This is a genomic window from Maritimibacter dapengensis (assembly GCF_019218265.1).
GTDB classification, from domain to species: Bacteria; Pseudomonadota; Alphaproteobacteria; order Rhodobacterales; family Rhodobacteraceae; genus Maritimibacter; species Maritimibacter dapengensis.
The window spans coordinates 700,727-713,829 of the sequence record NZ_JAHUZE010000001.1; the positions used below are offsets into that span (position 1 = coordinate 700,727).

Annotated in this window: 15 protein-coding genes and 1 tRNA gene; 10 read left to right on the plus strand and 6 right to left on the minus strand. The window is 62.9% G+C overall.

Features of this window, described 5'->3' with window-relative positions:
• Nucleotides 1–41: 41 nt before the first annotated feature.
• Entirely contained in the window at nt 42–578 is a 537-nt protein-coding gene (locus tag KJP28_RS03505; RefSeq protein WP_218390836.1) for a tetratricopeptide repeat protein, read from the minus strand.
• Nucleotides 579–679: 101 nt separating this feature from the next.
• Between KJP28_RS03505 and KJP28_RS03510 the strand changes: the two genes are divergently transcribed.
• Nucleotides 680–1,420, plus strand: coding sequence for a rhomboid family intramembrane serine protease (locus KJP28_RS03510; protein ID WP_218390837.1), 741 nt, complete (start codon nt 680–682; stop codon nt 1,418–1,420).
• 19 nt (nt 1,421–1,439) lie between these two features.
• Here KJP28_RS03510 and KJP28_RS03515 read toward each other — a convergent pair whose 3' ends face one another.
• Nucleotides 1,440–1,634, minus strand: a complete 195-nt coding sequence (locus tag KJP28_RS03515) for a hypothetical protein (protein ID WP_218390838.1) — start codon at nt 1,632–1,634, stop codon at nt 1,440–1,442.
• A gap of 101 nt (nt 1,635–1,735) precedes the next feature.
• A complete protein-coding gene (locus tag KJP28_RS03520) occupies nt 1,736–2,524 on the minus strand; it encodes an inositol monophosphatase family protein (protein WP_255552165.1) in 789 nt (262 codons plus the stop codon).
• Nucleotides 2,525–2,617: 93 nt separating this feature from the next.
• On the opposite strand from KJP28_RS03520, the gene KJP28_RS03525 reads away from it, so the two are divergent.
• Entirely contained in the window at nt 2,618–3,625 is a 1,008-nt protein-coding gene (locus KJP28_RS03525) for a TIGR00341 family protein (protein ID WP_218390839.1), read from the plus strand.
• Nucleotides 3,626–3,637: 12 nt separating this feature from the next.
• Here the strand turns inward: KJP28_RS03525 and KJP28_RS03530 are convergent, their stop codons facing one another.
• Nucleotides 3,638–4,561 carry a LysR family transcriptional regulator gene (locus KJP28_RS03530; RefSeq protein ID WP_218390840.1) on the minus strand — a complete coding sequence of 308 codons (924 nt, stop codon included), beginning with the start codon at nt 4,559–4,561 and terminating at the stop codon, nt 3,638–3,640.
• Between the two features lie 95 nt (nt 4,562–4,656).
• Here KJP28_RS03530 and metF point away from each other — a divergent pair, with 95 nt between their 5' ends.
• On the plus strand, nt 4,657–5,523 hold the full coding sequence (gene metF, locus KJP28_RS03535) for a methylenetetrahydrofolate reductase [NAD(P)H] (RefSeq protein WP_218390841.1): 867 nt from the start codon (nt 4,657–4,659) through the stop codon (nt 5,521–5,523).
• A gap of 95 nt (nt 5,524–5,618) precedes the next feature.
• Nucleotides 5,619–7,004: an NAD-dependent succinate-semialdehyde dehydrogenase gene (locus KJP28_RS03540; protein WP_218390842.1), complete on the plus strand. Its 1,386-nt coding sequence runs from the start codon at nt 5,619–5,621 to the stop codon at nt 7,002–7,004.
• A 110-nt stretch (nt 7,005–7,114) separates the two neighbouring features.
• On the opposite strand, the gene KJP28_RS03545 is transcribed toward KJP28_RS03540, so the two are convergent.
• Nucleotides 7,115–7,765 carry a DUF2161 domain-containing phosphodiesterase gene (locus KJP28_RS03545; protein ID WP_218390843.1) on the minus strand — a complete coding sequence of 217 codons (651 nt, stop codon included), beginning with the start codon at nt 7,763–7,765 and terminating at the stop codon, nt 7,115–7,117.
• A 107-nt stretch (nt 7,766–7,872) separates the two neighbouring features.
• On the opposite strand from KJP28_RS03545, the gene KJP28_RS03550 reads away from it, so the two are divergent.
• Together KJP28_RS03550 and KJP28_RS03555 are read left to right on the plus strand one after the other, a co-directional pair.
• Nucleotides 7,873–8,793 carry a manganese-dependent inorganic pyrophosphatase gene (locus tag KJP28_RS03550; protein WP_218390844.1) on the plus strand — a complete coding sequence of 307 codons (921 nt, stop codon included), beginning with the start codon at nt 7,873–7,875 and terminating at the stop codon, nt 8,791–8,793.
• A 143-nt stretch (nt 8,794–8,936) separates the two neighbouring features.
• Nucleotides 8,937–9,305, plus strand: coding sequence for a hypothetical protein (locus tag KJP28_RS03555; protein ID WP_218390845.1), 369 nt, complete (start codon nt 8,937–8,939; stop codon nt 9,303–9,305).
• Nucleotides 9,306–9,308: 3 nt separating this feature from the next.
• Here KJP28_RS03555 and KJP28_RS03560 read toward each other — a convergent pair whose 3' ends face one another.
• The gene (locus KJP28_RS03560; protein WP_218390846.1) at nt 9,309–9,731 is read right to left on the minus strand and encodes a rhodanese-like domain-containing protein; all 423 of its coding nucleotides are present in this window, start codon (nt 9,729–9,731) and stop codon (nt 9,309–9,311) included.
• Between the two features lie 124 nt (nt 9,732–9,855).
• Between KJP28_RS03560 and KJP28_RS03565 the strand changes: the two genes are divergently transcribed.
• From KJP28_RS03565 to KJP28_RS03580, 4 genes are all read left to right on the plus strand, one after another.
• Nucleotides 9,856–10,728 (plus strand): TIGR01459 family HAD-type hydrolase, encoded by an 873-nt coding sequence (locus KJP28_RS03565; RefSeq protein WP_218390847.1) that lies wholly within the window; start codon nt 9,856–9,858, stop codon nt 10,726–10,728.
• A gap of 90 nt (nt 10,729–10,818) precedes the next feature.
• Complete coding sequence (locus KJP28_RS03570; RefSeq protein WP_218390848.1) at nt 10,819–11,262, plus strand: MaoC family dehydratase; 444 nt, start codon at nt 10,819–10,821, stop codon at nt 11,260–11,262.
• Between the two features lie 125 nt (nt 11,263–11,387).
• Nucleotides 11,388–11,473, plus strand: a tRNA-Leu gene (locus KJP28_RS03575).
• A gap of 257 nt (nt 11,474–11,730) precedes the next feature.
• Nucleotides 11,731–13,101, plus strand: a complete 1,371-nt coding sequence (locus KJP28_RS03580) for an APC family permease (protein WP_218390849.1) — start codon at nt 11,731–11,733, stop codon at nt 13,099–13,101.
• Nucleotides 13,102–13,103: the final 2 nt, after the last annotated feature.

The following is a 13,103-nucleotide window of genomic DNA, read 5'->3' on the forward strand; positions in this document are numbered from 1 at the left end:
TTCGCGCTTTCATTGGCGTGTCGCGAAACTTCAGCGAGTGGTCAGCGGGGCGCGCCGTAGGGCTCGGACAGCAACCCGCGTTCCGGGAGCCAGGGATGCAGGTCGACGGCGTGTTTCAGGGCTGCCTCGCCTTCGGCCTGCCGCCCCATCTTCATCAACGTGATGCCGCGACCGGACAGGGCCGGAATATGGTTGGGCGAGAGGGCGATCGCGCGGTCGATGTCTTTCAGCGCCATCGTATAATTCTCCTGCCGGAAATACACGAACGCCCTTTGGTTCCAGCCCTCGGCCCATGTCGGGCAATAGGCCACCAGCGCGTCGAAGGCTTTCATCGCGCCTTCGTAATCGGCCATGTTGGCCCGTTCCAGCCCGACATCGAGCAGTTCGCCCGACCAATCGTCCGGCGGCGTCTTCCAGATCGCCCACATGTCACGCAGCGCATCGCGCGCCGGCATGTAACGGTCGGCAGCCTGCCCTTCGGCGATCAGGTCTGCGAGGGCCGCGTCCATATCGGGGCCTTCCGGGCAGGTTTCGGCCCAGAGCGGGGTCACCACGAGGAGGGGAAAGATCCAGCGCATGGGGCGAGTTTCCGCAGCGGGCCGCTCGCGGTCAAGTCACGGCGCTGCGAGACGCGCGGTCCCGGCTTGACCTGCGACGCCGGCTGGGGCCTTCTGCGCACATGTTTCCGATCCGAGATCACAACCCGTCCGAGCGCACGCCTTACGTGACCTATCTGCTGATCGCGATCAACGTCGTGGTGTTTCTCGGGCAGTTGTCACTCGATCAGCAGAGCGAGAACCTGTTCATCGTGAGTTACGGCGTGATCCCGGCGCGGATTCTGTCCGGCGACGGGTTCGAGACGCTGCTCACCTCGATGTTCATCCACGGCGGCTTTATGCACATTATCGGGAACATGCTGTTTCTCTGGGTCTTCGGCGACAATCTGGAGGATGAGCTGGGGCATGTCCGGTTCCTGATCTTCTACCTCGTCAGCGGCGTCGGTGCGGCGGCTGCGCAGATACTCCCCGATCCCGGATCGGTGGTTCCGATGGTCGGAGCGTCAGGGGCGATTGCCGGAGTCATGGGGGCGTATCTGCTGTTTTTCCCAAAGGCGCGGGTCGATGTGCTGTTCATCATTATCGTCATCATCAAGGTGTTTCCGCTGCCGGCCTGGATCGTTCTTGGTGCATGGTTCGCACTGCAGCTCTTCAACGGCTGGGCCACGCCGATCGACGGCGGCGGCGTCGCATACATGGCGCATGTCGGGGGGTTCGTGGTCGGATTTCTCTGGGTCGTGCCGAAATGGCTGCGCGAAGGCGGGCCGGATTTCTGGCGGCGCACGCATGGACATCCGCCGCATCCCGAGGCGCATTACCGGTTTCAGGAAAGCTCTGTTCCCACGGTGCGCCGCCGCAAGTGAGGGCGGCGGCTGCGACCGGTCAGTTCGCCATCACGGTCATCGCGGACATCGTGGACGAGATGTTGTCTGCGATATGGGGCACCGAGGACGACACGGTGAATCCGGCGGCCATGCCAAGAAACACGATGCCGGCGGTCAGGGCCACCCAGTCGATCGTAACGGCCCCGTCTTCGGTTCGGGCAAAGGCGGAAAGGAATTTTCTTGTGATCTTCATGGCCGTCCTACATGTCTTCGCGGTTGCGAGTGTCGCGCAGGATTGGGGCACAAGTTTGTTCGCGGCGTGCCGGGTTCGCGGCCTATTGTTTCGCGCAGGCGTCAGGCCCGGATGATCTTGGCGAATTGGTCGAAGATCGCTTCGTTTGCGCAGACCACTTCGCCATCGCTCAGGATGTCGCCGGCGGGGTCGATCGGTTCGACGAAGCCGCCCGCTTCGCGCAGAATGACGAGACCCGCTGCAAGGTCCCAGGCGTTCAGCCGGCGTTCCCAGAAGCCGTCGTAGCGCCCCGCCGCCACGTAGGCGAGGTCGAGCGCGGCGGACCCCCAACGGCGCACACCGGCGCAGGTCGGCAGGAGGCGGGCGAGATCCTGAAGCGTTTCCGGCAAATCGGCCCGTCCGCCGAACGGGAGCCCGGTGGCGAAGATTGCCTCGATCATGCGCGAACGGCCCGAAACCCTCAGGCGCTGATCGTTCACGAAAGCGCCGAAGCCCTTTTCGGCAAAGAACATTTCATCCTTGGCGGCGTCGTAGACGACACCGGCGACGATGTCGCCCTTGTGTTCCAGCGCGATGGAAATCGCCCAATGCGGCAGGCCGTGCAGGAAGTTCGTCGTGCCGTCGAGCGGATCGACGATCCAGCGGCGGGTCGGATCCTTGCCCTCTTCCTCGCCGCCTTCTTCGGCCGCCCAGCCATAGTTCGGGCGGGCCTCCATCAGCTCTTCTTTCAAGATCGCTTCGGCGGCGAGATCGGCCTTGGAGACGAAATCGCCCGCGCCTTTCATCGACACCTGCAGGTTCTCGACCTCGCGAAAATCCTTGACCAGCGACCGCCCGGCCTTGCGTGCGGCTTTGATCATGATGTTCAGATTGGCGCTGCCCTGCTGCATGTCCCGCTCCTTTGGATCAGGTCGGGCGTATACGCGCGGGCGGACGGTTTGCCAAGGGCTTGCAACGGGCGCGAAGGCCTCTAGGCTCACGCCATGTCGCTGCGCCAGATCCTCGTCACCAGCCCTCCAGACACGCTGCCCTATCTTGTGCGTGCGGTCGAAGACGTCGGTTGTGTGGAGATGCAGGTCTTGTCCGCGACCCGTCCCGAGGGCGCCGCCGTGCTGCTCGTCCTGTCCGACGAAGACAATCGGCAAGAGCTTTTGGACCGGATGCAGGCGGTGTTCGGTTCCGAGAACGAGGGCGAATGGCGGATCACGCTGCTCCCGGTCGAGGCCACCATACCGCGCGTCGAGGAGGAGCCGGAAGAGCGCAAGGAAGTCGCTTCGACCGGGCTGACGCGAGAAGAAATCTACAACTCGGTCTGGAAAAATGCGCGTGTCGACAGGAATTACGTGGTTTTCGTCGTGCTCTCGACGGTCGTGGCCGGGTTCGGGATGCTGGCTGACAACGTGGCGGTCGTGGTGGGCGCGATGGTGATTGCGCCGCTGCTCGGCCCGAACCTCGCGCTTGCCGTCGGGATCGCGCTGGGCGACGGGGCATTGATCGGGCGGGCCATTCGCACGAATCTTGCCGGCGTCGTGATCGCGCTGGGTCTGAGTGTCCTGATCGGTCTGCTGGTGCCGCCCGACCTTGGCTCGCAGGAATTGCTGTCACGCACCGATGTGGGATTCGACGGCATGGCGATTGCACTTGCGTCAGGGGCCGCGGCGGCGCTTTCGCTGGTCACGGGGGTGTCGAGCGCGCTTGTCGGGGTCATGGTCGCCGTTGCGCTGTTGCCGCCCACATCGGCGATCGGGCTGTTCGTGGGCTTTGGTCAACCTGCGCTCGCGCTGGGTGCGGCGACGCTTCTGGCGGTCAACGTCGTTTGCGTGAACCTTGCCGCGCAGGTCGTGATGATGACGCGGGGGATCACACCGCGCACGTTTTACGAGAAGAAAAAGGCCTCCCGGTCGCAATTGATTTCGGCCGGCATTTCGGTGGGACTATTGCTGGCGCTGGCAGGGCTGATCTGGTGGCGGCTGTTGCATCCGGCGGTTTGACGGCGTGACGCGTCAGGAGGACGCGCCGGACAATTGCCGCTGCAGTTTCACGGGCTCGGTGCGCGACAGGCGCATCATGTGGGCGACGAAGGGTTTCGCCACATCGGCGTCACGGGTCGCGGCATACATGCGTTTCGAGATCCCGTCGCGTGTGATCTTTCGGATCGCGTAGTCCGGGTTGTGGCGATACTTGCCGAGCACCCAGTCCGGCAGCACCGTTACGCCGCGCCCGGCGGCGACCAGCATCAGGATCACCTCGGTCAGTTCCACGCCCCGCGTGCCGCGCGGCTCCACCCGTGCGGGCGTGAGCAGTTGCGTGAATACGTCGAGCTTTGCCCGCTCTACCGGGTAGTGGAGCAAAGTCTCTTCGGCAAAGTCCTCGGCGTCGATAAAGGGCTTGTGGGCCAGGGGGTGGCTGGAGGCGCAAACGAATTTCGGCTCATAGTCGAACAGCGGTGTGAAGGTCACGCTGGGCAGGGCGACCGGGTCAGACGAGATCACGAAATCGACCTCTTCGCGCCGGAGTGCTTCGATCGCGTCGAAGGCGAGGCGCATTCTGATGTCGACATCCACTTCGGGCCAGGCTTCGCGAAAGCCGTCGAGCACGGGAAACAGCCAGTCGAAGCAGGCATGACATTCGATGGCGATATGCATTCGGCCGGAGCGCCCGGACTGCATGGCGCGGAATTCCTCCTCCACATGCGCGACTTCGGGAAGGATCCGTTCCGCGAGATTGAGGAGTTTCTGTCCGGCGGGTGACAGCTTCATCGGCTTGGATCTGCGCTGGAACAGCTCCATCCCGATCTGCTCCTCGAGGCCCTTGATCTGGTGCGAGAGCGCGGATTGGGTGATGTGGAGCATGTCTGCGGCCCGGGCGAGGCCGCCCGACTCGTGAATGGCACGGATTGTTCTCAGATGTCGGAATTCGATGTACATGTGAGCGCTCCTCATATTCTTTCTGAGTATTATGAATTTGTCTCACGAAAGCCAAGGGCCTATCTTGAGAGGCAAGCAACAGGATGGCCCCGATCATGAAACCGCCCCGCATCTCATTCGAATTCTTCCCGCCGAAGAACGTGGAAGCCACGTTCCGGCTGTCGGACACCGTGCGCGATCTTGCGCCGCTCGACCCGTCTTTCGTTTCGGTCACCTATGGGGCCGGGGGGACGACGCGCGAGCTGACCCATGAGGTCGTATCGACGATCCACCGGAACTACGGGCTGAACGTTGCGGCGCATCTGACCTGCGTGAACGCATCGAAAGCCGAGACGATGGAGATCGTGGATCGCTACGTGGAGGCCGGTGTGACCGAGATCGTGGCGCTTCGGGGCGATGCGCCGAAAGGCACGGGCGGTTTCACAGCGACCCCGGACGGGTTCGCCAATTCGGTCGAGCTGGTCGAGGCGCTAGCGAAGCGGGGTGACGTGAACATCCGCGTGGGTGCCTATCCGGACCCGCACCCGGAGGCGGGCCATGCCGATGCGGACGTCGAATGGCTCAAGCGCAAGATCGACGCGGGCGCGACCAGCGCGATCACCCAGTTCTTCTTCGAGGCCGAGACCTTCTTCAGGTTCCGCGACAAATGCGCGGCGGCCGGGATCGAGGCGCCGATCATCCCCGGCATTCTGCCGATCGAGAAATGGTCCGGCGTGCGGTCGTTTGCGCAAGGCTGCGGCGCACCGGTGCCCGGTTGGCTCGACAACGCATTCGTGAAGGCGGAGCGGGACGGGCGCGAGGCGCTTCTGTCGGTGGCGCTGGCGACCGAGTTGTGCACGGAGCTGAAGGAAGGTGGTGTCGAGGACCTGCATTTCTACACGCTCAACAAACCCGGTCTGACCCGCGACATCGTTCATGCGCTGGGCGTGTCGCCCAAGGTGGTGCTGCAAAACGTCGCGTGAGGCGCGCATAGACCGCGAAAATTCGACCGCCGCTCTGGAACGAGAGCGGCGGTCTCACGTTGTGTCCCGGATATTGAAATTCAGGGAGACGAGACGTGAAAGACGCGCGCACCAACCAGATCACGACGATCAATCCGTTCACCGAAGAGCCGATCGAGACATATGACCGCATGAGCGAAGCGGATGCCATGGCGGCGGTCGAGAAATGCCACGTGGCCCACAAGGCATGGGCGAGGCGGTCCGTCGAAGAGCGGGCCGAGGTGATCGCTAAGATCGGAAAAGAACTGCGCGAAGCCTCTGACGCATTCTCCAAGCTGATGACGGAGGAGACGGGGAAGCTATTCAAGGATGGCGGGACCGAGATCGCGCTGTGTGCGGCGATCTGCGATTTCACCGCCAAGGCCGCGCCCGACGAATTCGCGGACGAAGAGCGCGAGGTGCAGGGCGCGACGGGGGTGGTGACGCACAAGCCCCTCGGCGTCATCTATGGTATCCAGCCTTGGAATTTTCCGGCCTATCAGGCCGTACGATATTCCATCGCGAGCCTCATCGGGGGCAACGGCGTGATCCTCAAGCACGCGGCAAACTGCACGGGGTCCGGGCTGTTCCTGCGCGAGGTTTACGAACGCGCGGGGCTTCCGATAGACCTATTTACGGTGCTGGTCATCGACCACGACGTGTCCGACAAGGTGATCGAACATCCGCTGGTGCGGGGTGTGACCCTGACCGGATCGGATGCTTCGGGCCGGAAGGTCGCGGCAAAGGCGGGGTCGGTCGTCAAGAAAACCGTCCTCGAGCTGGGGTCCAACGATGCGCATATCGTGCTGGAGGATGCGGACCTTGAAAAGGCGGTGCAGACCTGCGTCGCGGGCCGCGTCTATAACAACGGCCAGACCTGCGTGAGCGCGAAGCGGTTCATCGTGGAGGACTCGATCTACGACGAGTTCGTTGCGGCCTATGTGGACGCCATGAAGGGCATGACCACCGGCGATCCGATGGAGAACGGCACCGCGCTGGGCCCGATCGCGCGTAAAGACCTGCGCGACGACTTGCACAAGCAGGTGACTGAAAGCGTGGCGCAGGGTGCGAAGGTCGAGATCGGCGGCGAAGTGCCCGAAGGCAAGGGATATTTCTATCCCGCCACGGTGCTGACGAACGTGCAGCCGGGCCAACCCGCCTATGACGACGAACTGTTCGGCCCCGTTGCCGCGATCATCCGCGCGAAGGACGAAGCGGACGCCGTTCGTATCGCGAATGACAGCCGCTATGGTCTTGGTGGCGGGGTGCATTCGGGGGACACGGCACGTGCGCGGCGCATCGCGCTGGAAGAGCTCGATACCGGGATGGTCTATGTCAACGGATTCAACGTGGCATCGCCCAATATGCCGTTCGGCGGGGTGAAGGACTCAGGTTACGGGCGCGAGCATGGCGGCTTTGGGATGAAGGAATTCGTAAATACGAAGAGCGTCTTCGTGAACTGAGGTTTTGCGCCGGCTGTCGCCGTCGCGATGCTGGAGGGGCGCTGCCCCTCCAGACCTCCCCGGCATATTTGAGGCACGATGACAGGGCGCGTTCGGCGTCCTTCGTTTTTTCAGGGCGTGGTGGTGCGGCCGGTGTCGGAGAGGTCGTAGAGGCCGGTTTCGACGCGGACGAACCAGCCGAGGTGATTGTCATACATGATGCGCGTGGCGCGGGTGACGCCGGTCGCGCGGGCGATGTCGACGCCTTTCGAAGGGCCATGTGCCATAAGATGGGCATGGATGCGCGCGCAATCCTGTTTGTAGGCCGTGGTGATCTGTCCGTTGGTGCCGCCGAGGTTCGGGTCGCCGGTCCGGGCAGCGAATTCCTTGAGCAGACGATCGCGCCGGACCCGGGACTTGCGGGGTTTGAATTCGACCGGATCGGCGTGGACCTGGACATGCCCGGTGTCGAGTGCAACCGACAGGACGCCGATCCCGAGCCGCTTGGCCAGCCCTACATTGCCTTTGAAGGTCCGCCAGCCGGTCTTGCCGGACCAGCGCGGAACCGCGACATAGACGGTGTCGGTGATCGCTTGCCGCGCCACGGCCTGTTGCAGGAGCGTGAGCGAGAAGCCTGCCTTGAGCTCCACCACCAGCGGTTCGGCATCGGGCCGGATCGCGACCACGTCGGCCGGGCCGATTTCCGATTTCACCTCGTAGCCGAGGGTCTGGAGCCACGCCTTGACGGGTGGGTAGAGGTCGGTTTCGGTCACCTTCGCCATGCGGCTTTGTAGCGCGGGCTGGCCCGTGGCCCAAGGGGGTGGTGACAATGGCACCTCGCGCGCCTATATACGCGGCGAAATTCAACACCCACAAGGGACAGTGAACCATGACCACCCTCGTTTTCGGGCATAAATCGCCTGACACCGACTCCACCGGCAGCCCGCTCATCTGGGCGTGGTATCTCAACGACGTGAAAGGCACGGACGCCAAGGCGGTGCTGCTTGGCGAGCCGAACACCGAAGCGGCCTTTGTTCTGGAGCGCTGGAACCAGGACAAGCCGGAGATCCTGAACACCCTGGACGAAGGTCAGCGCTGCGTCATCGTCGACACGAACAATCCCGCGGAACTGCCCGCGAACATCAACGACGCCGACGTCGTGCAGATCATCGACCACCACAAGCTGGTCGGCGGTCTGGAAACGGCGGGTCCGATCGACATCACCATCCGCCCGGTCGCCTGCACCGCGACGATCATGTACGATCTGATGGGCGACGATACCGCGAAGATGACGGACGAGATCAAGGCGCTTGCGCTGTCGTGCATCCTGTCGGACACGCTTGAATTCCGCTCGCCGACCACGACGGACCGGGATGTGGAAGTGGCCAAGACGCTGGCGTCGGAGCTGGGCGTGTCGATCCCGGATTACGCGGCCGAGATGTTCGCAGCAAAGTCGGACGTGAGCGCATTTTCCGATGCCGAGCTGCTGCGGATGGATTCGAAGGAATACGAGGTGGGCGGCACCAAGTTCCGCGTTTCGGTTCTTGAGACCACTGCGCCGGAGATTCCGCTCGACCGCAAGGACAGCCTGATGGAGAGCATGAAGACGGTCGCGTCGGAGGACGGCGTCGATCAGGTGCTGCTGTTCGTCGTGGACATCATTCGCGAAGAAGCCACGCTTCTCGTTCCGAACGATCTGGTGAAGGGGCTGGCGGAGAAGAGCTTCAACGCGAGCGTGTCGGGCGACACCGTCGTGCTCCCCGGGATCGTGAGCCGCAAGAAGCAGATTATCCCGAACCTCAAGGTTTGAGGCCAAAACATCGTGAATCGGAAAGGGGTGTCGGGTTCGGCGCCCCTTTTTCGTTCGCAATTGTAGGATTTGTGAAACTCAGGGAGAGGGCTTTACATTGGCCGAGGGTCGGCTAGCGTAGCCGGACCACGAGGAGAGGTGTCATGTCGTTTCGCCATTTGACGTTGCTCGCGTTCCTGTTGTCCTGCGCCTTAACGGCGGGGATGGTGCTGTTTCCATTCGTGTTCTTCTGGTTGTTCGGGCTTGAACAGGACGTGGCGGCGACCGTTATGCTGCGGCGCTGCGGTATGCTGTTCGCCGGTATCGCCATCCTGCTTTGGGGGGCGCGGCGGGCCAAGGGCGCGACGCAGGTCGTATTCGCGCGCGGCATGGTGGTGATGATGGGCGGGCTCGCGCTGCTCGGGCTGACCGAATTCATCGCAGGCCGCGTGGGGCCGGGCATATTCGTTGCGGGTGTTGTCGAGGTGGCCTTCGCGATCGGGTTCATGCCCTACATTCGTCGCCGGTTCTGACGGTCAGCGCGGTTTCACCGTCTGGTAGCCGTCCGAGATGATCCGGGTGATTCCGCCTTCGACGGAAACGATGCGGTTCGGGATCTGGCCGGCCAGCGCATCCGCGGCGGCCTGCGTGCGGTTTCCGGTTCGGCAAATCAGGACGAGATCGCGTCCATCCGAAAGCTCACCGCTGACCTGGGCGAGAAACCGGTCGGCGGTGGTGAAGGTGAAGAGCATCGAGCCTTCGACCACTCCGGTCTCGGCCCATTCCTCGGGGCGACGGATATCTACGACGAGCGCGTCGCCCTCGGTCAGATCCGCCGCGGTGAGCGGGCGATGTTCATAACCGGCGCCGGCCGGCTCCATCGAAGCGAAATAGCCGCCACCGGCGATCAGGGCGACCCCGCCGATGCCTGCGAGAACCAGGAAATGTCTGCGTTCCATTGCGATCCACCTTTGCCGCCACTCGCGCGGACTTTGGTGATTCGCACGGGATAGTGCAAGGGGGTCGCGCAACGACGTGGGGCGCGCTAAGGATCGGGCGACAGCGCAAACAGGAGACCGCCACATGGTGCAGATCGTCGAAAGCCTTGCGGATATTTCGCAGCCCTATGATGCCCTTTTCTGCGATCTCTGGGGCTGCGTGCATGACGGCTTGCGCCCGTTTCCCGAGGCTGTTGCGGCGCTTCGGGCATTTCGTGAGGCCGGAAAGACGGTCGTGCTCGTTACCAATGCGCCGCGGCACAGGGCGTCGGTCGAGAAACAACTGACGCGCATGGGGCTTCCCGAGGATTGCTGGGACACGATCGCGACCTCGGGTGACGCGGCGCGGGCCGCGATGTTCACAGGGGCGGTAGGCCGAAACGTGTGGTTCATGGGCGAGCGGCACGACGAAAGCTTCTTCGAGCCGCTCCAGATTATCGACGATCCCGTGGAGATCAGGCGGGTGGAGCTCGACCGTGCGGAGGGCATCGTGTGCTGCGGTCCGTTCGATCCGCATGCGCCGGTCGCGGATCTGCGGCCCGAGTTGCTGCTGGCGAAGCAGAAGGGTTTGCCGCTGCTGTGCGCCAACCCGGATATCGTGGTCGACCGGGGTGAAACGCGGGAGTGGTGCGCGGGTGCGGTGGCTGCGCTTTACACCGAGATGGGCGGTGAGAGCCTGTATTTCGGCAAGCCGCATCCGCCGATCTACGACCTCGCGCGACGGCGGCTTTCGGCGCTCGGCCAGCTGCCGCCGGATGGACGCATCCTTGCCGTGGGAGATGGGATCGGGACCGACATAAAAGGTGCGTTGGGCGAAGACATCGATTCTCTTTTCATTACCGGTGGTCTGGCGCGGGCCGAGACAAAGACCGGGGCGCAGCCGGAGCAGGCCGCGCTGGACGCCTTTGTTTCAAAGGAGATGATCACTCCGACTTTTGCGATCGGCTATCTGCGGTAAGCTTCATTCCGGGGTTGATTTCTGCGGCTGCAAAGTAATATTATGCTGACAAGGCCGGAAATCCGGCAATATTGTTACCCGGAGGATTCCATGTTGGACAACATGCCACGCGGCACGATCTGTATCGAGGATCTCGAAATCGGCATGATGCGTCACGTCACGAAAGAGGTGACGGATCGGGATATCGAGCTTTTCGCAGAGGTCTCGACCGACCGGAACCCGGTGCATCTGGATGAAGCCTATGCGCAGGACACGATCTTTGGCGGGCGGATCGCCCACGGCATGCTGACCGCCGGGTTGATTTCCGCGGTGATCGGCGAACAGCTTCCGGGCCACGGCACGATCTACATGGGTCAGAACCTCAAGTTCATCGGCCCGGTGCGTCCCGGTGATGTCGTGCGCGCCGAGGTGACGGTGATGGACATCGATTATTCGAAGCGGCGCGTGACGTTGAAGACCGAGGCTCTGGTGGACGGAAAGCCTGTTCTGAAGGGTGATGCGACGGTGCTGGCTCCATCGAAGAAGTTCGACTAACAGCGCGCCACACGAAATACCCGACGTCCGGATGTCGATCCGGGCGTTTTTCTATTTCGGCTCCGTAATTCGGACCACTGACGGCTTTCCCTTTTGCCGTCGATCCTCTAGCGTCCCGACCGCTGGCCCGCGTGGTGGAATGGTAGACACTGGGGACTTAAAATCCCTTGGCCTTAGTGCCGTGCCGGTTCGAGTCCGGCCGCGGGTACCAGCAGGTTTTTCGTATTGACGGGCGTGTGTTGGATCGCGGTAGTCGCGGATATCGGTGGTGCTCATCGCACCTTCGGTTCGGCGAGGCCGGAACCAATGCCGTTTCCGGACGTTCGATTTCCACGGTCCGATCCATAAGCCTGAACCCCGACGCCGTTTCCTGATGTCACCGGCCCGGGTCCCGGTCGAACCGCCAAGACGACATCTCCGTAAACTTGACCCCGGCCACGTTCAGGCCGATCCACGGGAGCCGTTTTCATGGCTGAACGTAACGACACGACTTTAGGCAATGCAGAGAGCGCCGGGGGCGACGATACGCAGTTGAAACGCGCGATCGGTCCGGGGCTACTTCTTCTGTTCATCGTCGGCGATGTTCTGGGCACGGGGATCTACGCCTTGACCGGCAAGGTCGCGGAGGAGGTCGGTGGGCTGGTCTGGCTGCCGTTTCTGGTCGCCTTCGTGGTCGCCTCGCTCACGGCGTGCAGTTACCTCGAGCTCGTCACAAAATACCCGAAGGCCGCGGGCGCGGCGCTCTATACCGAAAAGGCGTTTGGCATTCACTTCGTCACGTTTCTTGTCGCTTTCGCGGTTATGTCGTCGGGGCTGACATCATCATCGACCGCAGCGCGCGCTTTTGCGGAGAACATGTCGGCGGGGTTCTCCATGGAACTTGGCGGGTTTGCGATCACCCTTATTGGCCTCGTCTTCGTGGCCGCTATCGCGCTGATCAACATGCGTGGGGTCAGCGAGAGCGTCGGGCTCAACGCCGTATTCACCTGTATCGAGTTGACCGGGCTGATCATCATCGTGGTGATCGGCGTGATGGTTTTCGGGTCCGGCGGCGCCGACATCGGCAAGGCATTTGACTTTGAAAGCGGCGATGGCGGGATATTCTGGCCGGTCGTCGCGGGCACGACGCTCGCGTTCTTTGCCATGGTGGGGTTCGAGGACTCGGTCAACATGGCCGAGGAGACGAAGAACCCGTCGCGCAATTTCCCGAGAATGCTGTTCGCCGGGTTGAGCATCGCGGCGCTCTTGTACGTCGTGGTGTCCATCGTGGCGATATCCATTGTGCCGGTCGAAGAGTTGGCCAAAGGCGACACGCCCTTGTTGAAGGTGGTTTCCGCCGGTGCGCCCGGTTTTCCGCCCTGGATTTTCGGATTGATCACGATGATCGCGGTCGGGAACTCGGCGCTCATCAACCTGCTGATGGCGAGCCGGCTGGTCTATGGCATGAGCCAGGAAGGGGTGTTGCCGTCGGTCCTCGGCAAGGTTCATAGTCAGCGCAAGACGCCGGTGACCGCTATCCTGTTCACCACAGCCTTGGCCGCCGGGTTGATCACCTTCGTGGGCGCGGTGCCCGAACTGGGCGGCACGACGGCGTTGCTCCTGCTCGCGGTTTTCACGGTCGTGAACATCGCGGTTCTGGTTTTGCGCAGCGACACGGTCGATCACGACCATTTCCGCAGCCCTATTGCGGTGTCGGTGGCGGGCGCGCTGACCTGTGCGTTTCTGGTCGGGCCGTGGACCGGGCGCGAGCCGGTGCAATACCTCATCGCCGGGGTGCTCATCGGGATCGGGATCGTGTTGTGGGTGGCCACCCGGATCTGGATGCGTCGAGCCGAGTGACG